Source organism: Neomelitea salexigens DSM 19753 (assembly GCF_000422345.1).
Taxonomy (GTDB): domain Bacteria; phylum Pseudomonadota; class Gammaproteobacteria; order Pseudomonadales; family Spongiibacteraceae; genus Spongiibacter; species Spongiibacter marinus_A.
On the sequence record NZ_AULP01000010.1, the window covers coordinates 1 to 19,634 of the forward strand.

Here is a 19,634-nt window from a genome sequence, read left to right on the forward strand (position 1 = left end):
GAAATCCGCTCAGGTCAGCCGTCATGCAGGACTGGATATACGCCTGCACCAATCCGGAAGCAGCGTTCATCAGGCCTCACGGATCAGTAAAGCGGGGAATGTGTACATACGCTCTGCGTTGTATATGCCTGCCATGTCAGCCGTGCGCTTTGATCCGAATGCCAAGGCATTTTACGAGGCCCTGGTGGCCCGCGGGAAAACCAAGTTACAGGCTCTTGTGGCTGTAATGCGTAAGTATCTGACAGGCCTGTGGGCCTGTATTAAGACGGATACTCCGTTCGATTCCTCGCTGCTTTTTAGTGATTGCCATGCGAAAAATGCTTGCGCTTGAACAGGGTATCTACAAAAACCACCACACTGCTCCAGCACACAACCTGACCTGTGCCTCATACCCTTTAGGAGCGGGGCTGACCGCGATTAATCCAGCCGCTAGCGTTCGTTCTGGTCGCCCTCAGGCGGGCTGGCCACAGCACTCGCTCCACTCGCGGGCCACACTGTCCTACGAAAAACACCCCCTGTTCCAGCACACAGCCTGATCCGTGCCTCATACCCTCTAGTAGGAGCGGTTTTAACCGCGATTGAGGCCCCGAAAAGGGTTCTTTGCTATCCGTGCTGCCGAATGTGGTTCGTAGCTTTGAACCTTCGCGACTGAAGTCGCTCCTACGAAACCACGTTACGCAATCAGGCACGTAGGAGCGGGCCTGACCGCGATTAATCCACCCCCTAGCGTTCGTTCTGGTCGCCCTCAGGCGGGCTGGCCACAGCACTCGCTCCACTCGCGGGCCACACTGTCCTACGAAAAACACCCCCTGTTCCAGCACACAGCCTGATCCGTGCCTCATACCCTCTAGTAGGAGCGGTTTTAACCGCGATTGAGGCCCCGAAAAGGGTTCTTTGCTATCCGTGCTGCCGAATGTGGTTCGTAGCTTTGAACCTTCGCGACTGAAGTCGCTCCTACGAAACCACGTTACGCAATCAGGCACGTAGGAGCGGGCCTGACCGCGATTAATCCAACCCCTAGCGTTCGTTCTGGTCGCCCTCAGGCGGGCTGGCCACAGCACTCGCTCCACTCGCGGGCCACGCTGTCCTACGGTACTAGCGCTGGCAACGCGAGCAAAAAACGGTACTGCGCTGGGCCTGACGAATTTCTTTTAGCGCCCCTGCGCAGGTTAGGCAGGGTAAGCCCGCGCGGCCGTACACTAGTAGTTCTTGTTTAAAGTAGCCGGGGCGGCCATCCCCGCCCACAAAGTCTTTCAAGGTGGTGCCACCTTGGGCAATGGCTTTCTCCAGCACTTGCTTTACGCACATGACCAGGCGCTGGTAGCGCGCTTTGCTGATACTGCCTGCCTCGCGGTCCGGGCGTATACCGGCCATGAACAGTGCTTCATTGGCGTAGATGTTACCCACGCCGACAACCACCCTGCCGTCCATCAACAGGGTTTTCACCGGAACCTTACGCCCCTTTGCTCGGCTGAATAGGTAGCCAGCATTAAAATCCTCGGACAGCGGCTCGGCGCCCAGGTGCGAAAGTAAATGGTGTTCTGAGGCTTCGCCGCCAAGCCATAACACCGCGCCAAAGCGGCGGGGGTCGGTGTAGCGAAGCAGTTGGCCGCTGTCGAGGGCAAAATCCACGTGATCGTGCTTGGCTGCAGGCGTTCCGGCTGGCACAAAATACAAACGCCCGGACATACCCAAATGCACCATCAGACTGCCCTGGTCCAGTTCGACCAGTACGTACTTCGCCCGTCGATTCACGCTGTGAACCGTTTGGTTGCGCAGTAATTCATTAAGGTTGTCGGGCACCGGCCAGCGCAGCTGCGGCTGACGCACCGTTGTCTGAGTGAAAACTCGCCCCTGTAAGTGGGGGCGGATGCCCCGGCATACTGTTTCGACCTCTGGAAGTTCTGGCACAGCGCTACCTCATATTTGCGTGGGCCAATTCTACCGAAAATATTGCTGATGATCTGTTGAGGTTTCCCGCGACGAATTTTCACGACTAACGGCGTGCTTTACGCAGTGTAGGAGCGGTTTCAACCGCGATAAGAACTCAGAGAAGGGTCCTTTGCTATCCGTGCTGCCGAATGTGGTTCGTTGCTCCGGACCTTCGCGACTGAAGTCGCTCCTACGAAAACAATGCCCTGCTCCAGCACACCACATGATCCGTGCCTTATACCTTGCGGGAAGGTGCCTGACCTGTGCTATCCAATAATGACTTATGGCGCTGAAGCCGCGACAATATCGCTTTTTTGGATACGCGTATTCCTATGTCATCACTGTGTCTATTGGGCGTCGATACGGGCGGCACGTTTACTGATTTTGTTGCAGTGGATGGCAGCGGCATACGCTTGCACAAATGTTTGTCGACGCCGGACCAACCCGAACGCGCAATCTTGCAGGGTATTCGCGCACTGGGCCTGGAAGACCGTATCCAAGATGGTTCGTTAACCGTGGTCCACGGCTCCACGGTGGCCACTAATGCCGCGCTGGAAGGCAAGGGCGTGCGCACGGCGTACATAACAAACCGAGGCTTTGCCGATGTGCTGAGCATTGGCCGACAAACCCGCCGCGAGTTGTATAACTTATGCCCGCCCCCGGTCGCGCCGCCGGTTCCCACCGAGCTGTGTTTGGAGGTGGACTGCCGGGTGGATGCCCAGGGGAAAGCGCTAAAGGCCTTGTCCGCATCGGAGCTGGAGACATTGCGCGAACAACTCGCCGAGCTACAGCCCGAAGCGGTCGCGATTAATTTGCTGTTTTCCTTCCTGAACGACGCCGACGAAAAAGCCATTGCTGCCGCCCTGCCCGACCACCTGTTTTGTTCCCGCTCCAGCGAGGTGCTGCCGGAATACAAGGAGTATGAGCGCGGCATGGCCACCTGGCTCAATGCCTGGCTGGGGCCAAAGGTGCAGGGCTATTTGCAGCGTTTGCAGGCGGCCATGCCGCGCACGCCACTGGCGATCATGCAATCGTCCGGCGGCACCTTAGATGCCACCAACGCGGCAAAACGCGCGGTGAATTTATTACTTTCTGGCCCCGCCGGGGGCTTGGCGGCAGCCCGGCAACTCGGCCGGATACTGAACCGACATACGCTAATCACATTCGATATGGGCGGCACATCCAGCGATGTCGCGTTGATTGATGGCGATATCGCGTTGACCACCGAGGGCCATATCGGCCCTTACCCCGTCGCGGTACCGATGGTGGATATGCACACCATCGGCGCTGGTGGCGGCTCTATTGCCCACTTGGATGAAGGCGGCCTGCTGCGCGTTGGCCCGGAGTCGGCAGGCGCGTCTCCCGGCCCCGCCTGCTACGGCAAGGGCGGGCTGCGCGCTACAGTGACCGATGCCAATGTGGTGCTCGGCCGCTTACCCGATGACGCCCGCCTGGGCGGAAACATGCCTCTGCAGCGTGACGCGGCAATTGCCGCCGTCGCCACACTGGCCAGTGAGCTCGGCTTATCGGTGGAAGACACCGCCGCAGGCATTATTGATATTGCTAACGAGCACATGGTGCGCGCCTTGCGGGTCATTTCCCTGCAGCGCGGCTACGACCCCGCCGAGTTTAGTTTGTGCTGCTTTGGCGGCGCCGGCGGCTTGCATGTTTGCGCGCTGGCCGAGGCACTGGGCACCAACGAGGTCATTATTCCCAACTATGGCGGGGTATTTTCCGCTTTGGGAATGCTGCTGGCCCCGAGAGAGCGACAACTTTCCCGAACGCTTAATCAGGCCCTGGCCACGCTTTCCAGCGATGCATTAGCGCAAGCCTTTGCCGACCTTCGTGATGAAGGCCAGAAAGCCCTCACCGATGAAGGGGTAGCAAGCGACGCCATACAGGCACAAGCCAGTTTGGACCTGTGTTATCAGGGGCAGTCCTATACTTTGAATCTGCCCTTTGACGGCAGTATTGAAGACTGCGAAGAGGCCTTCCACCGCGCTCACGCCAAGCGCTACGGCCACCGTTTAGGGCTGCCGGTGCAATTGGTGAACCTGCGTCTTGCCCTGCGCGCGCCCGCCGCATTAAAGGCGTTGCCGCCACACCAAGGGCAGGCCCAGCGCGAACCCAGCCACCAGCGCGTTGCCTTTATCGACCAGCCTGTGGCCCGCTACCAACGCGAACAGTTGCAGCCCGGCGACATACTGGCCGGTCCCGCACTCATTTGCGAGGCGGTGGCCACAACCTGGCTGGCCGAGGGCTGGCAAGCCCAGCTCGACCCGCAAGGTCACTTGCTGCTCAACCGCATCGCGCCATGACATCTGCGTTGGCTCACGCTACAGTGAAAGCCGTCACCCACGGTTTTACAGGCTTTTATGTCGGCAAAACACGCTCCTCAATCGCTCTTTGAGCGCGGCATTAGCCGGCAACGCATCGCCGATGTTCGCGAGCGTTTTCTGCAGCTGAACGCCGAGCGTCTGCTGCGCACCCGCGCCGCCCTGCAGGAACGTCAGCGCATCCTGTTCGACCTGATTCCATTGTTGTTCCATGTTAACCACCCCTCTCTGCCCGGCTACAGCAGCAAAGACACCCCCTGCGGCATCGATCGCTTTGAGCCAACGCCCAAACTGTTGGAACGCGCGCAACAATACATCGCCAGCGGTTTTCACTACCGTCCTCCCGAACACCACCTGATCCACAGCATCTTCATTATGGGCTCCTGCGGCAGTATCGCGCAGGCCGAAGACTCCGACCTGGATGTTTGGCTGTGCCATCGCAATGCCCTGCCCAGCGAGGCGCGCGAGCAGTTACAGGAAAAAGCCGAGCATATTAGTCAGTGGGCCGCCGAGCTGGGTTTGGAACTGCACTTTTTCTTGATGGACAACGAGCAGTTTCGACGCGGCAAGCGCGAGCGCTTAAGCGCCGAGGGCGCGGGTACCAGCCAGCACTATTTGCTGCTGGATGAGTTTTACCGCAGCGTGGTGGTGGTCGCCGGTCGCTATCCCATCTGGTGGCTGGTGCCGCCAGAGGAAGAGGAAAATTACGACGAATACACCGCCCTGCTCCACGCGCAACAGCATATCGGCCCCGATGAGTCGATTAACTTCGGCGGTGTTGCCGCCATTCCCGCCGGTGAGTTTATTGGCGCGGGTGTGTGGCAGCTCTACAAGGCCATCGCTTCGCCTTACAAAGCGCTTTTGAAGCTGCTGCTCACCGAGGCCTACGCTCGCCACTACCCGAACGTGCAGCCGATCTGCCTTTCCTTAAAAGCACGCGTGTACAACGGCGAATGCGACGCCGACCAGCTCGACCCCTATATCCTTGTATATCAACGCCTGGAGCACTACCTGTCAGAGCGTGGAGAGAAAGACCGTCTGGAACTGGTGCGCCGCGCTTTTTACTTCAAAACCGGGTTACACCTGTCGCGTCCGGCGGCGAGCAAGCAAGTCGAGCGCCATCAACGCATGAGCGCCCTCGCCAGTCAGTGGCACTGGCAGTCGGAAACCTTGCTCAACCTCGACACCCGCCACCGCTGGAAACTGCGGCGCGTGCGTGACGAGCACCGCTTTTTGGTGGCGGAGCTGACCAACAGCTACCGGTTTTTGCAAGACTTCGCCGCCCACAGCCAGCAGTCAGCGCTAATTAATTCAGAAGAAATGACCCTGCTCGGCCGCAAACTCTACGCCGCCTTCGAGCGTAAGCGACACAAGGTAGAGTGGCTCAACCCCGGCATCGCCCCCGACCTCTCCGAGCAGCAATTGTATTTCCACACCCTGGGCTTTGGTAATCAACGCCGCTGGGCAGTGAGTGCCAGCGCCCGCCACGACTTTGAAAGCGGCGCCGTACTCAAGGAAGACGAACACCTGAGCGGCCTGTTGTGCTGGTGTTACTGTAATGGCTTGGTCAAAGAGAATAGCCGCCTGCGGCTTAGCAGCCGTAGCCAGGGCGTAAGCGAGGCCGACTTGAACCGCCTGGCCACCTGGCTGCATGCCCACTTACCCAAACGTCTGCCCGCCGCAGACCCTGCCCAGCACGCCGCTTTTACTCGTCCCAAGGTGCCGCTGCACACCTTATTTTGCATCAATCTCGGGCAGGACAGCCTCAGTCAGTTGAGCAGTCAGGGCATCGGCCAGCACAGTAGCTGCTACCCCGTGGCCAATGTGGAGATGGTGGTATTGAACAGCTGGGGAGAAGTGTCGTCGATGGCGTTTACCGGTGGCGACGCGCTGCTCAACACGCTGCACGCCTATCAACAGTTGACGGTTGCTGCTGCCAGCGGCAGCGCAAGACCGCAGATCGATATTCTTTGTTTTAACGACCCCGGCGAGCGATTGGCGAGGCGCCTGATGGGACTGGCTGCGGGCGTGCAACCCTGCTTTGAAAATACTGAGGCCAACACCCGCTACATTCTGAAACTGGCCGATGGCTTTCACATTCTGCAACAGCGCAATAGCGAGCTGGATGTGGTCAATGCCGACAGCTATAGCGAGCTTATTCAGTGCCTGGAACGCGGCCAGAGCCGCTTTAGCCCGCTGCGCATGGACCGCCACTGCCTGCCCAACTCTGCCCTGGCCAGTATTATCGACACCTGTCGCAGCGACGACTGTTATATTTTTGTGCACCTGCGCGCGACCTTGGTGGATATTTTTCTGCGCGATGAACGCGGCTCGCTGATCTACCTGCCGGCAGAGAGCAGCGCCCCGGACGCGCTGGTTTATCAGCTGTTGCAATTTCTTCAGCATTCACGCAAGGAACAGGGGCTGCGCCACCGGGTTCGGCTCTACAAACTCATTCAGCACGACGGCCGCTGGCAGAGCCGCCCTCTTCAGGCACCGCCAGCACAGCAATCGCCGCTGTATCTGGAGGCAACCGCCCACGCCCGTCAGCGCGCTCGCCCGATATTTGATGTGCGCTGGAACAACCAGCAGCTGTATTATCGCGATGAGGGTGCCAAGCTGTTTACCCGGCTGGCAACGCAACTGGTGGAGCGCTACCCGAAACAGCGGCACTTTGCGATTGACCGGGTGAATCTGGGGAATAAACCGCCGCAGCAAACCACGGTGTACATGCGCTACAAACGCTATTTGGAAGAGCTTATTCAGCGAGAAGTGGACAGGCTCCAGACCTCGCAGCGACGTTAAATATCCAGCGTCTCGCCAATTTGATCCTGTGCGCAGTGCTGCAATAACTCACTCAGCGACTGCTGCTCGCGCTGGCAGAACCATTGCTGACCATCCCAACTAAAGTGATAACCGCCGCTGCGCGCCGCCAGCCACAGCTCCCGGTTCGCCGCCTGCCGACTAAAAATCAGGGCGCTGCCATCCGGGCATGTCAGGGTTAACACGCTGCCGGCGATCTCGCAGTCTACGTCGACCGACAACGCTTCCACGGCGTCCTCAATCGTTTCGTAGAGGGTATCCAGCACATCGTGAAATTCCACTTCATTCATTGCCATCACATCCTGAAAATTTGCCGGCCAGTATAGCAAGCTCAGCTCGCCACCGACGAGCGTTGTATACGCGCGCTGCGGTGCATCCGAGCGCGGGCAGCGCTATACTACGCGCTTATTTTTTCGGGGGTGTATCCATGACCACGCAACGCCGTATTTGCCTTGGCTGGGCCACTGCACTGCTGTGCCTCGCTCTAGCCGCGTGCGGGCAAACCGGGCCACTGGTCTTGCCCAGCGAAGACACCGCCCCCGCCAGCCCTCAGAATTAGAGATTACGCATGACTGCATTCCACTACCAGAACGGCGAATTATTTGCCGAAGACGTTTCACTGCGCGATATCGCCCAACACTATGGCAGCCCCTGCTATGTATATTCGCGGGCCTATCTGGAGCAGCGTTTTACGGAATACAGCGACGCCCTGCAGGGTCAGGACCACCTGGTCTGCTATGCCGTGAAGGCCAACTCCAACATTGCCGTATTGAATGTTCTGGCCCGCCTGGGCGCGGGTTTTGACATTGTCTCGGTCGGCGAACTGGAGCGGGTACTGGCCGCAGGGGGCCAGGCTGATCGCGTTGTGTTTTCCGGTGTCGGCAAAACCGCTGAGGAAATGCGCCGCGCGCTGGAAGTGGGTATTTACTGCTTTAACGTCGAGTCCGAGGCCGAGCTGGAACGCCTCAACGAGGTGGCTGGCGAATTTGGCGGCAAGGCGCCGGTTTCCATCCGCGTAAATCCCGATGTCGACGCCAATACCCACCCCTATATTTCCACGGGCCTGCGCGACAATAAATTCGGTATCGATATTGCCCGCGCCCCCGCCGTCTACGCGCGCGCCGCCAGCCTCGAACACCTCGACGTGAAGGGCGTTGATTGCCACATCGGCTCCCAGCTTACCGACACCAGCCCCTTTCTGGACACTGTCGACCGCTTGCTGGCCCTGCTCGATGAGCTGGCAGCACAGGGCATTCAGATCAAGCATTTGGACCTGGGCGGTGGCCTGGGCGTGCGCTATCGCGACGAAGTCCCCCCCTCCACGGCCGACTATATTGCCGCTATTCGCCAGCGCTTGGGCGACCGGGCGGTGAAACTGATGTTTGAGCCGGGCCGCTCTATTGCCGCCAACGCCGGTGTGCTGCTAACCAAGGTTGAGTTTTTGAAGCTCAACCCGCACAAGAATTTCGCCATTATCGACGCGGCCATGAACGACATGCTGCGCCCCTCGCTCTACCAAGCGTGGATGGATTTACTGCCCGTTAGCCCGCGCAGCGACGGCGAAGCCCGCCTGTACGACGTAGTGGGGCCGGTGTGCGAAACCGGCGATTTTCTCGCCAAAGACCGCGAGTTGCGCATTGAAAGTGGCGACCTGTTGGCACTGGCATCGAGCGGCGCCTATGGATTTACCATGAGTTCCAATTACAATAGCCGAGGACGCGCCGCAGAAGTGATGGTCGACGGCGACCAACACTACCTTATTCGCACGCGTGAAACTGTCGCCGACCTGATGCGTGGCGAAGCCGTACTGCCGGAGTAAACTCCGCACGCTGGCCCGCCCAGCAGCAGTGGCCCCCGCATCGTTGAACTGCGCCACCGGCGAGGCGCCGCACAGGACATACGATGCAGCTACGCTTTACCAAAATGCATGGCCTGGGCAATGATTTCGTGGTTGTCGATCTCATTACCCAGCGCTTCAAGCTCAAGCCCCACCACGTTCGCAAAATTGCCGACCGCCATTTTGGCATTGGTTGCGACCAGGTATTGGCGGTGGAGATCCCCACCCAACCGGAGGTGGATTTCCGCTATCGAATCTACAACGCCGAGGGCAGCGAGGTGGAACAGTGCGGCAACGGCGCACGCTGCTTTGCACGCTTTGTGCGCGACAAGCGCCTGACCGGCAAACCGCGAATTCGCGTGGAAACCCTCGCCGGTATCATCGAACTGGAAATTACCGAAAACCGCGAAGTGCACGTTGATATGGGCGCGCCGGTGTTAAGCCCTGCGGACATTCCCTTCGACGCGGCCGAGCAGGCCACAGACTACGCGCTGGAGATCGACGGCCAGACCTGGCAGGTCGGCGCCGTATCGATGGGCAACCCCCATGTGGTGTTGCCCGTGGAGAATGTCGACACCGCGCCCGTAGCGCGCGTTGGCCCCATTGCCGAGAGTCACCCGCGCTTTCCCCAGCGCGTCAACGTTGGCTTTATGCAAGTTGTCGACCGCCGAAATATCCGCCTGCGCGTCTTTGAACGCGGTGTAGGCGAAACCCTGGCCTGTGGCACTGGCGCCTGCGCGGCCGTTGTCGCCGGTATTGTGCAGGGCCGGCTCGATAATCAGGTGAATGTCACATTGCCGGGCGGCAAGCTCAGCATCGACTGGCCGGGGCCCGGGCAGCCCGTTATTATGACGGGGCCCGCGACCACGGTCTTTGAAGGGCAAATTCAGCTTTAGCAGCATGCCACCAGCAATAATAAGGATGCACTGTGGACACAGCCAAACCTAAAGAAGACGGTCTCCCCAGCGAAGACGATGTTGCGCGCTATCTGCGAAACCACCCCGGTTTCTTTTTGCAGAACGAAGACATTCTGGCCGAGTTAAAGCTGGCCCATCACAGCGGTAAAGCCGTCAGTTTGCTGGAGCGCCAAGTGGAAGTGTTGCGCGAACGCAATATGGATATGCGCTCACGCATGAGCAACCTATTGGATAACGCCCAGCACAACGACGTAATTTTTGAGCGCAGCAAGGCGCTGATTCTCGGTATGCTGGAAGCCCGTCGGCCGGAAGAATTGAGCAACACCCTGTGCCGCCGCCTGGTGAATGATTTCGATATGATCGACTACGCCAGCCTGACCTTATTCGGCGACCCATCCAAAATGGGCAACGCACAACTGCGGGTGGTCAGCCCGGAAACCGCCCAGCAACATATCGGCAGCTTGTTGCGCGGCGGCAAGGGCGTGTGCGGAGTATTGCGCGGAGAGGAGTTAAGCTTTCTGTTTGGCAAACACGCCGACCACATCGGCTCGGCGGCGCTGATCCCCATTAAACCGGGGAATATCGACGGCGTGCTGGCCATCGCCAGCAAGGACCCACAACATTTCAAATCCAGCATGGGCACCCTGTTCCTCGATTACATTGCCGAGGTAATCAACCGGGTATTACCGAAACTGATGCGCGGCCCGTTTATTAGCTAAGAATCGCGGTCAGGCCCGCTCCTACGCGCCCGACTGCGAAGTGGTGTTTTTGTAGGAGCGACTTTAGTCGCGAAGATTCGGAGTACTGAACCACATTCGGCAGCACGTATAGCAATGCGCATTTTTCGGAGCCTCAATCGCGGTTGACAGCGTGCCCCGCGACCGCAGGTAGTGCTTTGGGTAAACCGCTCCTACTACTGCTGCCTACTTATCAAGCTTTTTCAAAAATACCTGCACTTCGCGCTCGGTTTGTTTATCTCCCTTGCGCTCGGCGGCTTGCAGGGCCTGCTGCCAGGCCGCGCGGGCTGCGGCGACGTCGCCAAGCTGCTGGTGTGCGCGGCCAAGCAGTTTCCAAGCCGCCGAGTAATCGGCGTCCTGCTCCACACAGCACTGCAAATGTTCAGCCGCTTCAGCGGGCTGTTTGTCATCGAGCAAGGCTTTACCCAAACCGAACCGCAGCATGGCGCTGTCTTGGCCCCGCGCCAGCATTTTGCGCAGCGCATCGATATTCATGACTGGTGGCTCAAGTGCGGCATCGGCAAATCCGGCAATTGCTGCCCCTGCAAAAGCAGCCCCTCGCGCAGCATCGACGCCGCTAGTTCGGCTTCACCGAGATGCTCCAGCAAGCGCGATAATTCAAAGCACACCGTCGCCGAGGGCGCGATGCTGTGGGCGCTTTCCAGGTATTCTCGCGCTTTGCCCCACAGCTCATTGCGCAGGCAGATACGCGCCAGCGCCAGCAGCAGCTGAGGGTTGTTAGGCTGCTCTTTCAGCCATGACTCGGCAATGCGCAGCTGTCGGGCGGGGTCGTCATTGATCGCCGCAAACAACAACACCAGCTCGTCGCGCCACTGCTGTTTAATGGCAGCACGAACTAATTTACTGGCCTCGCTGCTGCGCCCCAGCGACAGCAGCGCCGGCACCATGTCTTCCAGCAGTTCACTGCGGAAGTGGCTGTTTCGCCCCAGCTGCTGCCACCATTTTAGCAGCGGCTCGGCATCGCCACCGTGGCGCAATCGCAGCAATTGGCCGCGCAGGGCTTCTAGCTCCAGCTCTCGCCGCGCCGATTCCTGAAGCAATTTCCGCTTGTTCAATTCTGGCAATAACGCCAATAACTCTTGCCAATCACCCAGGCCACGATAGGCCCGCGCAAGCAGCAACAGCGTTGTAGGCTGGCGCTCGGCACTTTTGCCCAAACGGTTTAGGGTCGCCAGCGCCTCTTCCAACTGGCCGTTATCAATTTGCAGCTCCGCCTGCGTCAGGGCCGCAGCCAACCCCGCTTGGGCACCACAGTTCTTTGCCTGACTCAGTGCCTGGAGCGCGCCACGCTCATCGCCCAGGCGCTGGCAAGCACGCGCCGCCAGTAAATAATTAATCAACGGTTTGTCGCTGCTGGCACTCGACAGCAGCAAGCGTTTTGCCTGTAACCAGTTGCCCTCGGTGTAGGCGATAACACCGCGATGGCTGCGCTGCCGTTCGCGCTGCAGGCGCCGCTGGCCGCGCAGAGCGCCCAACTTATCAGACAGGCGCGCGCTGCGGCGCAACAGGCTGAACAGCAACCACACCAAAAACAAGAATATCGCCAGTAGTGCCAACGCCACCCACAGGGTCATTTCGACCGTCGTGTTGCCGTAGGCCAGCAGCACATAGCCGCTGTCGTATTGAATCGCCACTGCAATCGCAGCAGCAGCGGCCAGCGCAAACAGTGCTGCGAGGAATACAATCATTGGCCCACCTCACGCTGCCAGCGGCGGGTTTTGCTGTAGTCCTTTAAGGCGCGCAGCGAGCTGGAAATATCCGGGCGCTCAGCGCGGATCTCTGCCGCACGCAATTCTTCCAACGCCTCTGCCAACGCCTGACTGCCATCATTCAGCGGGTAGTAGCGCTCCAGCCATGCCAGCGCCTTATCCAGCGAACGGCGGTACAAGGCGGGGCGCTCTGCCAGCAACGCCAATTGCGCCTGCTCCAACATCATCCGCAAACTGGCGCGTAGGGCGGTCGCCTGCTCCGGCGCCAACTCGGCTTTGAATTTTTCATCGTGCTGACGAATGCGCACATAGCTGCGCAACTTCGCCCAAGCGCGTTCAAAGCCTGCTTTCAAACCTTCCTGCCAAGAGGCGTCCCTCGCTGGCTGTGGCTCGGGCTGGTAACTGGGGGCCTCGTAAACCGCCAGCTCTTCAGCCGCTTCGGCCAAGCCCTGAAGCTGCAGGTATGCACCTTCCAGGTCAAAATTGGAACTGCTCTGTAGCGCCGCTAGCTCCACCGCCAGGGCTTCTCTCACCGGGTACAACGCCGGATCGTCCAGCTCGCGCAAAATAGCATCGGCGCTGGCTAACAACTGCGCTGCGGCGCGACTGTCGCCACTGAGCTGCAAGCGTTGATTGGCAAGGCGCAATAAATACTCCGCTTCAGCCAACAGCCAGTCATTGCGGTCGACCGAACTGAGGCTTTGTACTTTGTCGCTCAGCTGTTGAATTTGTCGCTGAACAACCGCGCGCTGCTGGTCCAGGGCACTATCGAGTTCCGTTAAACGCTCACGCTGGCGGTCCAACGCCGTCAAGCTGGCCTGGCCGCGCTGATCGAGGTCCTGCAGCTGGGCGCTTATTTCACTGAGAAATTGTTTGTCTTGCTGCTGGCTTAAGTAAATAAGGTGATAATACAGCCAAGCGGCGGCGGCCAACGCCACCAGCGATACCAGTAAGGCCAATGCTGCAATGACGCCACCCTTGCCAGACTTGCTCTTGGCAGCGGGTGTTTTTTGCGACGGCGTTGAAGGGGGTGGGGTGTCGTTGGCGGTTACCGCCACGTCCTTGTTGTCATTTTTGGTTTCCGACATTGCGTTCTCTCTGCCACGTTTTTATCGCCGCCAGCGTTGCCGCTGTGCCGGCATTTTCTGCAATAAGGGTACACCTAAAACCGAGTTCATGGGCCAATTGCTGCACCCGCGCACTGGGTAAAACCAAGCAATATTCGTCGCGGCGTTCGGCAGCAATGCGCTCGGCAAACTGCTGTAAGGTCTCGCCACTGTTCAGACAGACTAATTGAATGGATGCGGAGTCCAACTGTGCCTGCAAATCATCGGCGGCCAAATCTGGCCCACAACGCTGATAGCATTCAGCATAGTCTACCCGCGCGTTGCGTTCACGGAGTTTTTGCGCCAACTGCTCGCGGCCACCGCAGCCGCGAACAATTAAGACCCGCTGCCCCGCAACCGCGTTAAACGCCGAGCTGGCCAGCAAGCTATCGCTGTCCATCGCGCCGCCTTGTTGCGCGTCCAAGGGCGTAAGCGCGCCGGCAGGCCACGGCCAGTCATGTAGCGCTTTGGCCGTGGCAGCGCCGATGGCGTGACAGCGCACCCCCAGCGGGTACTGCGGCCATAGCTCATCGATCAAGGCCATTCCGCAGGCCACAGCGTTCACGCTGATGAAAATTATGTGCTGGTAGCGATCCAGATCCAATAGGCAGCGGCGCGCGTGCTGATAGCGCTCGTCGTTTTCAGCCAGGGGAACGATGCGCAGCAGCGGTTGCACCCAGACCTGGGCGCCAGCGGCAACCAGGGCACTTCGCAATTCTTCGTTTCGGCCCTCGGGCCGGGTGATAAGAATGCGCAGGCCCTGTAGATCAGTGCTGCTGGTCACCGTAAACCGCCGCCAAAATATCACCCGCACCCTGAGCCAGCAGTGCCTCGGCAACGGCCACACCAAGGGCCTCGGGGTCGGCCGCCGGTGCGGTTAATTCTGCGCGCAACACGCGGCTGCCATCGGGCTCGCCCACCAGCGCACGCAGCCACAAGTGGTCGTCGCGGCTGTCGTCTGTAATGGCATAACCGGCAATCGGCACTTGGCAGCCGCCTTGTAAGCGCGTGTTCATGGCGCGTTCGGCCATCACTTTGGCCGCGCTGTCTGGGTCGTGCAGCGGCGCCAGCAGTTCACGTACCCAGTTGTCGTCCAAGCGGGTTTCGACGCCCACCGCACCCTGACCGCAGGCGGGCAGGCTGTCTTCAACATTCATAAAGGAGGCGATCCGCTGCTGAAGTTCCAGGCGAATCAAACCGGCTGAGGCCAAAATAATGGCATCGAACTCGCCGTCGTCTAACTTGCGCAGGCGGGTTTGCACGTTGCCGCGCAGACTACTGATCTGCAGGTCGGGGCGCCGGGCGCGCAACTGGCACTCGCGGCGCAGGCTGCTGGTGCCCACTCTCGCCCCTTGCGGCAGGGCGTCGACATCGGCGTAATGGTTGCTGACAAACGCATCGCGGGGATCTTCACGCTCGCAGATAATCGCCAGCCCCAGCCCTTCGGGAAATTCCATCGGCACATCTTTCATCGAGTGCACGGCAATATCCGCTCGGCCATCGAGCAGCGCCTGTTCGAGCTCTTTGACGAACAGCGCCTTGCCGCCAATTTTCGACAGCGGCGAGTCCAGCAGCTGGTCGCCGCGAGTGGTCATGCCAAGCAGCTCAACCTGCAGCCCCGGGTGGCAGGCTTCCAAGCGAGCTTTGATGTATTCCGCCTGCCAGAGAGCAAGCAGACTTTCGCGGGTGGCAATGCGCAGCGTGCGCGAGGGCTGTTCAGACATGATTAGCGTGGGTCCGTGTAAAGCATCAGCGCCGTATCATACGCCAGCCGCCTGACAGACTAAACCGCCCAACTCATCAGCGCGTCAGTTTGGCGCAAATGCCGTCCAGCCGTTCATCCAGGTGCTGGCGCTACCCGGCCGCACCGCGCCGAGATAGTTGGCGCCCTGATCCCAAAATTCCCCTTCGGGAACCGCGACAGCCCCCTGCCCGGCGGGAGACTTACTGCCAATGCGAAAATCGGGAAAGCGCACTGGGTCAACCGGCACACTGAACTCTGGTGAGATGTCGCGGCGTGCCAGCGAGGCGAAATATGCCGCTTCATCAAAGCCGCCGTCGTCGTCTTGCTTGCCGAGTTCTTCAATAAAGTGACTGCGACCATCGCGACCATTGTTATACAGCAGCAGGCCACCAAAGCTCATCATTCCCGTCGATAGCCGGCTGGCACTGACGCGCCCTTTGATATCAATAGCTTCACCGGAGAATCCGCTGATAATCATATTGTGAAAATGGCCGCCGGTGCCGCGCCGCAGGGTCATGGCGCGCTGGTATTTATCGTCGCTGTTAAGCGAAAGCAGCGTTACATTGTAGAACTGAGGCTCCGAGATCGGCTGGGCATCTTCGCGGCCATTGCGGTTGTCGGCCTCGATGGCATTGTCACCCATGCCCGGATACTGCAGCACCTGCAGAAACTGCACGCGGCCGCGCCAACCCATATCCCAGTCCAGTGAGTCATCGGCGGCGGCGCTAATCAGGATGTGCTTCATATCCACCGTGCCGCCAAAAATCTCTATGCCGTCGTCGGAAGCGCGATGCACCTGCACGTGGCGCACAATGGTATTACTGCCGCAGCCTCCCAGCGTTAAGCCATTGAGTTCGTTATTGGCATACACCTCATACCCCGCGAACTCCACACGCACAAATTCCAGCACGCCGCAGTTATCGCGACTGTCGACACCGCCGAACATCCCTCGCGTATCGCTGGTCGGCACTCCTTCTACCTGAGCGTCCAGGGTATTTACCGGCGCATTGCCAAGCAGCACCAAACCGCCCCAGTCGCCGGCCTTGCGCCCACCTTCGGGCTGCGCACTGGTAAAGACAATCGGCGCATCGGCGCGACCGCGCGCCATAATTTGGCCATCGCGGGTGACCACCAGGGCGCTACCGGGCTGGCCTCGCACCACCGCACCAGGTTCGATCGTTAGCGTGGCAGCGGCCTCAACATAGACAATGTCGTCGAGAATCCAGGTTTTATCCGCCGTCCACACGTGATCGCCGTGCAGGGAGCCGCTGACAAGCTGCTCGTGTCCGCGCCCCAATAGCCACCACAGCGATGCGGCAAGCAACAGCGCGGGCAGCAGCAACCACAGCCACCAGCGCCGGGAACGCACGGCCTCTTCGGCTGGCTGCTGCGACTGCCAGTCCATCATCTCGGCAATGTCGGGGTTGACGGCTTTGCGCGAGTGCTGGGAGGCACGCAGCTCGCCATCGGTGTTGATCACTCTGAGGCTGCGCCCAAGGTCACGCATTTCTCGATGACGGCTCATCGCCGCTTCGTTGATCAGCTCGCGACGGTAATCCGAGTCGCGCAGCAAGGTGTCAAAATGAATACTTCGGCCGTCCTGGGCCTGCTCAAAAGCAGCTTTTAGTTGCCACAATTGCTCCACTAATTTGGCGCGCGGCGCAGTCGCCTGGGTCATGGCGGTTCCTTACTTCACAGGAGTTTTCGGCACGCGAAATTATGGCCACGCTATATTACATAAACGTTACAGCGGTGAGCGGCAGCCCCGGCGCAGGCAGCCAGCGAGAGCGCGGTAATTTCTGCTATACTCTGCCGCTTTTCCGATGGGCTGCCCGCGCAGCGCCCAATGACACAGGACCCGTTTGCAATGAGTGACAAAGAGCCGGCTATCAAACCTTGGGGTGGGCGTTTCAGCGAGGCCACCGACCAGTTTGTTGAGCGCTTCACCGCGTCGGTGAGCTTTGACCAACGCCTCTACCATCACGACATCAACGGCTCGCTGGCCCACGCGGCCATGCTGGCTAAAGTCGGCGTACTCAGCGAGGACGAGCTCAAGCAGATCCAAACCGGCCTGGAAGAAATTCGCAGCGAAATTGAAGCGGGCGAATTCAATTGGTCGGTAAGCCTTGAAGACGTGCACATGAATATTGAAGCGCGCCTCACCGACAAGATCGGCATTACCGGCAAGAAGCTACACACTGGCCGCTCGCGCAATGACCAGGTCGCCACCGATATTCGCCTGTACCTGCGCGACGAGATTGGCAGTATCTGCAGCGAAATCACCCGCCTACAAGAAGGCCTGGTGGCACTGGCGCGCCGCGAAGCCGACACCATCATGCCCGGCTTTACTCACCTGCAAACTGCCCAGCCCGTGAGCTTTGGCCACCACATGCTGGCCTGGAATGAAATGCTGGAGCGCGACTTTGGCCGCCTGCAAGACTGCGCCGCGCGCCTGAATCAAAGCCCGCTTGGCGCCGCCGCACTGGCCGGCACCACCTACCCCATCGACCGCGAATACAGCGCACAGCTGTTGGGCTTTGACCGCCCTACCGAGAATTCCCTGGACTCGGTGAGCGACCGCGACTTCGCCATTGAATTTGCCGCCGCTGGCAGCCTGATCATGACCCACCTGTCGCGCTTCAGTGAAGAACTGGTGTTGTGGACCTCGGCGCAATTTAATTTTATCGACCTGCCCGACCGCTTCTGCACCGGCTCCTCGATTATGCCGCAGAAGAAAAACCCCGATGTGCCCGAGCTGATTCGCGGCAAAGTCGGCCGCGTTAACGGTCACCTGATCAGCCTGCTCACGCTGATGAAGTCGCAGCCGCTGGCCTACAACAAAGACAATCAGGAAGATAAAGAGCCGCTGTTCGATGTGATCGACACCTTAAAAGACAGCCTCAAAGCCTACGCCGATATGGTGCCCGCCATTACCGTGAATGCCGAGGTTACCCGCGAAGCCGCGATGCGCGGTTTCTCTACGGCGACCGATTTGGCCGACTACCTGGTGCGCAAAGGCCTGCCCTTCCGCGACGCCCACGAAGTGGTTGGCAAGTCAGTGGCCTACGGTATTGCGCAAAACAAGGACCTGTCTGAAATGAGCCTGGAAGAGCTGCAGCAGTTCAGTGCCGACATTGCAGACGACGTCTTTGAGGTGCTCACCCTGGAAGGCTCTATCAACGCCCGCAACCATATTGGCGGCACCGCACCTGCGCAGGTGCGCGCCGCCGCTGATCGCGCTGAAGCCCGACTGCAACAGCGCTAAGTCTGTCGGCGGGCATCCTGCCCGCCGCGATTCCCCACTTCTTTAAAAATTCTTATCCACTGCCGCGAGGGATTTCTCTCGCTGCGGTGTTACATTACTACTGCCCGCGACACATCCATCTCTTCATCTCGGGCGTAGCACACCAGGAATGACAGGAGTCTTCACCATGTTCACTGCGCCCCGCGCACGCGTAATTGCGTTTTGCCTGCCTCTATTCGCCGCGCTTAGCGCCTGCGAGCCCAATTCGGCGGCCACCCCCGGCCAGCGCCCCGCCGCCGCAGTAAAGGTGCAAACACTCGCCCCGCAAACCATTGAAGAGCGGCTGCCTGCCATCGGTTCGCTACTGGCCAAGCAGTCAGTACTCATTACCAGCACCGTCAGCGAAAAAGTCCGCGCCCTGCATTTTGACGAGGGCCAATACCTGAAGCAAGGTGACTTACTGGCAACACTGGAACAAGCGGAGGAGCAAGCCCAGCTATCGTCGGCAAAGGCTGACCTGGCAGAACAACAGCGAGAAATTCGCCGCCTGAAAAATCTCTTGGCCAGCCAGTCTGCGGCGCAAAATGAGTATGACCAGCGCCTGAGCGCCCGCGACCGCGCCGAGGCCAAGATTGCCGAAGTTCAGGCAAAAATTGATGAACGCACCCTGCGCGCCCCCTTCGGCGGTGTGGCCGGCCTACACAATGTTAGCCCCGGCGCGCTGATCTCGGCGGGCGATAGCATTACCAGCCTCGACGACCTGAGCACCATGCGCCTCGACCTCAACCTGCCTAGCCTGTTGCTGGGTTCACTCAAGGTGGGCATGCCGGTGGATGCCCGCAGCGATGCCTTAAATAAAACCTTTCAGGGCAAGATCGTCGCCATTAATCCGCGCATTGACCCGCTGTCGCGCAGCGTGATGGTGCGCGCCCACATTCCCAATAACGACGCCGCCTTAAAACCCGGCATGCTAATGAGAGTGTCGTTATTAAAAGACAAGCGCATTGGCATTGTGGTGCCCTCTTCCGCCCTGCAGAGCATTGAAAACCGCCACTATGTCTGGCTGGTAGATACCGATCAAAAGGCAGAGCGCCGTGAAGTGGAGCTGGGCATTCGGCGCGCCGACAGCGTTGAAGTTATTAGTGGCCTCAAAGCGGGCGAGCAGTTGATTAGCGAAGGTTATTTGATGCTGCGCCCCGGCAGCCCCGTTGCCCCGCAGGAGTCATAA

Annotated in this window: 17 protein-coding genes; 9 read left to right on the plus strand and 8 right to left on the minus strand. The window is 59.5% G+C overall.

What is annotated here, in order from left to right; all coding sequences use genetic code 11:
- On the plus strand, window positions 1-331 hold a 331-nt coding region (locus H573_RS19900), incomplete at its 5' end, for an IS110 family transposase (protein WP_036256882.1).
- Between the two features lie 764 nt (window positions 332-1,095).
- Here H573_RS19900 and mutM read toward each other — a convergent pair.
- Window positions 1,096-1,911, minus strand: a complete 816-nt coding sequence (mutM, locus tag H573_RS0113630; protein ID WP_027874747.1) for a bifunctional DNA-formamidopyrimidine glycosylase/DNA-(apurinic or apyrimidinic site) lyase — start codon at window positions 1,909-1,911, stop codon at window positions 1,096-1,098.
- Between the two features lie 353 nt (window positions 1,912-2,264).
- Here mutM and H573_RS0113635 point away from each other — a divergent pair, with 353 nt between their 5' ends.
- A complete protein-coding gene (locus tag H573_RS0113635) occupies window positions 2,265-4,250 on the plus strand; it encodes a hydantoinase/oxoprolinase family protein (RefSeq protein WP_027874748.1) in 1,986 nt (661 codons plus the stop codon).
- Window positions 4,251-4,307: 57 nt separating this feature from the next.
- A complete protein-coding gene (locus tag H573_RS18320; RefSeq protein WP_051171318.1) occupies window positions 4,308-7,073 on the plus strand; it encodes a class I adenylate cyclase in 2,766 nt (921 codons plus the stop codon).
- Here H573_RS18320 and cyaY read toward each other — a convergent pair.
- Window positions 7,070-7,381, minus strand: coding sequence for an iron donor protein CyaY (gene cyaY, locus H573_RS0113645; RefSeq protein WP_161624273.1), 312 nt, complete (start codon window positions 7,379-7,381; stop codon window positions 7,070-7,072). The genes H573_RS18320 and cyaY overlap by 4 nt on opposite strands.
- Window positions 7,382-7,518: 137 nt before the next feature.
- On the opposite strand from cyaY, the gene lptM reads away from it, so the two are divergent.
- The 4 genes from lptM (at window position 7,519) to H573_RS0113660 (ending at window position 10,564) form a co-directional block, all read left to right on the plus strand.
- Window positions 7,519-7,650, plus strand: coding sequence for an LPS translocon maturation chaperone LptM (lptM, locus tag H573_RS19665; protein ID WP_205618945.1), 132 nt, complete (start codon window positions 7,519-7,521; stop codon window positions 7,648-7,650).
- A 9-nt stretch (window positions 7,651-7,659) separates the two neighbouring features.
- Window positions 7,660-8,910, plus strand: coding sequence for a diaminopimelate decarboxylase (lysA, locus tag H573_RS0113650; RefSeq protein WP_027874750.1), 1,251 nt, complete (start codon window positions 7,660-7,662; stop codon window positions 8,908-8,910).
- An 83-nt stretch (window positions 8,911-8,993) separates the two neighbouring features.
- On the plus strand, window positions 8,994-9,824 hold the full coding sequence (dapF, locus tag H573_RS0113655) for a diaminopimelate epimerase (RefSeq protein ID WP_027874751.1): 831 nt from the start codon (window positions 8,994-8,996) through the stop codon (window positions 9,822-9,824).
- Between the two features lie 32 nt (window positions 9,825-9,856).
- Complete coding sequence (locus H573_RS0113660) at window positions 9,857-10,564, plus strand: DUF484 family protein (protein WP_027874752.1); 708 nt, start codon at window positions 9,857-9,859, stop codon at window positions 10,562-10,564.
- A gap of 204 nt (window positions 10,565-10,768) precedes the next feature.
- Here the strand turns inward: H573_RS0113660 and H573_RS0113665 are convergent, their stop codons facing one another.
- The 6 genes from H573_RS0113665 to H573_RS0113690 all read right to left on the minus strand — a co-directional run bounded on the left by H573_RS0113665 (window position 10,769) and on the right by H573_RS0113690 (window position 16,840).
- Window positions 10,769-11,077: a tetratricopeptide repeat protein gene (locus H573_RS0113665; RefSeq protein ID WP_027874753.1), complete on the minus strand. Its 309-nt coding sequence runs from the start codon at window positions 11,075-11,077 to the stop codon at window positions 10,769-10,771.
- Window positions 11,074-12,291 carry a heme biosynthesis HemY N-terminal domain-containing protein gene (locus H573_RS0113670; protein WP_051171319.1) on the minus strand — a complete coding sequence of 406 codons (1,218 nt, stop codon included), beginning with the start codon at window positions 12,289-12,291 and terminating at the stop codon, window positions 11,074-11,076. Before H573_RS0113670 ends, H573_RS0113665 begins: the two co-directional genes overlap by 4 nt.
- On the minus strand, window positions 12,288-13,400 hold the full coding sequence (locus H573_RS18325) for a uroporphyrinogen-III C-methyltransferase (protein ID WP_051171320.1): 1,113 nt from the start codon (window positions 13,398-13,400) through the stop codon (window positions 12,288-12,290). Before H573_RS18325 ends, H573_RS0113670 begins: the two co-directional genes overlap by 4 nt.
- Entirely contained in the window at window positions 13,381-14,202 is an 822-nt protein-coding gene (locus H573_RS0113680; RefSeq protein ID WP_027874755.1) for a uroporphyrinogen-III synthase, read from the minus strand. The genes H573_RS18325 and H573_RS0113680 overlap by 20 nt, the downstream gene beginning before the upstream one ends.
- A complete protein-coding gene (gene hemC, locus H573_RS0113685; protein WP_027874756.1) occupies window positions 14,186-15,142 on the minus strand; it encodes a hydroxymethylbilane synthase in 957 nt (318 codons plus the stop codon). The genes H573_RS0113680 and hemC overlap by 17 nt, the downstream gene beginning before the upstream one ends.
- A gap of 84 nt (window positions 15,143-15,226) precedes the next feature.
- On the minus strand, window positions 15,227-16,840 hold the full coding sequence (locus H573_RS0113690) for a hypothetical protein (RefSeq protein WP_027874757.1): 1,614 nt from the start codon (window positions 16,838-16,840) through the stop codon (window positions 15,227-15,229).
- Window positions 16,841-17,029: 189 nt separating this feature from the next.
- Here H573_RS0113690 and argH point away from each other — a divergent pair, with 189 nt between their 5' ends.
- On the plus strand, window positions 17,030-18,427 hold the full coding sequence (argH, locus tag H573_RS0113695; protein ID WP_027874758.1) for an argininosuccinate lyase: 1,398 nt from the start codon (window positions 17,030-17,032) through the stop codon (window positions 18,425-18,427).
- A gap of 166 nt (window positions 18,428-18,593) precedes the next feature.
- Complete coding sequence (locus H573_RS18330) at window positions 18,594-19,634, plus strand: efflux RND transporter periplasmic adaptor subunit (protein ID WP_051171321.1); 1,041 nt, start codon at window positions 18,594-18,596, stop codon at window positions 19,632-19,634.

What these genes read in the sequence shown, in the direction of transcription:
- H573_RS18325 (WP_051171320.1), bottom strand. Translation starts at nt 13,400, where the DNA reads ATGTCGGAAACCAAAAATGACAACAAGGACGTGGCGGTAACCGCCAAC.
- cyaY (WP_161624273.1), bottom strand. Translation starts at nt 7,381, where the DNA reads ATGAATGAAGTGGAATTTCACGATGTGCTGGATACCCTCTACGAAACG.
- H573_RS18320 (WP_051171318.1), top strand. Translation starts at nt 4,308, where the DNA reads ATGTCGGCAAAACACGCTCCTCAATCGCTCTTTGAGCGCGGCATTAGC.
- lptM (WP_205618945.1), top strand. Translation starts at nt 7,519, where the DNA reads ATGACCACGCAACGCCGTATTTGCCTTGGCTGGGCCACTGCACTGCTG.
- H573_RS18330 (WP_051171321.1), top strand. Translation starts at nt 18,594, where the DNA reads ATGTTCACTGCGCCCCGCGCACGCGTAATTGCGTTTTGCCTGCCTCTA.
- H573_RS0113665 (WP_027874753.1), bottom strand. Translation starts at nt 11,077, where the DNA reads ATGAATATCGATGCGCTGCGCAAAATGCTGGCGCGGGGCCAAGACAGC.
- hemC (WP_027874756.1), bottom strand. Translation starts at nt 15,142, where the DNA reads ATGTCTGAACAGCCCTCGCGCACGCTGCGCATTGCCACCCGCGAAAGT.
- H573_RS0113670 (WP_051171319.1), bottom strand. Translation starts at nt 12,291, where the DNA reads ATGATTGTATTCCTCGCAGCACTGTTTGCGCTGGCCGCTGCTGCTGCG.
- argH (WP_027874758.1), top strand. Translation starts at nt 17,030, where the DNA reads ATGAGTGACAAAGAGCCGGCTATCAAACCTTGGGGTGGGCGTTTCAGC.
- H573_RS0113690 (WP_027874757.1), bottom strand. Translation starts at nt 16,840, where the DNA reads ATGACCCAGGCGACTGCGCCGCGCGCCAAATTAGTGGAGCAATTGTGG.
- dapF (WP_027874751.1), top strand. Translation starts at nt 8,994, where the DNA reads ATGCAGCTACGCTTTACCAAAATGCATGGCCTGGGCAATGATTTCGTG.
- lysA (WP_027874750.1), top strand. Translation starts at nt 7,660, where the DNA reads ATGACTGCATTCCACTACCAGAACGGCGAATTATTTGCCGAAGACGTT.
- H573_RS0113635 (WP_027874748.1), top strand. Translation starts at nt 2,265, where the DNA reads ATGTCATCACTGTGTCTATTGGGCGTCGATACGGGCGGCACGTTTACT.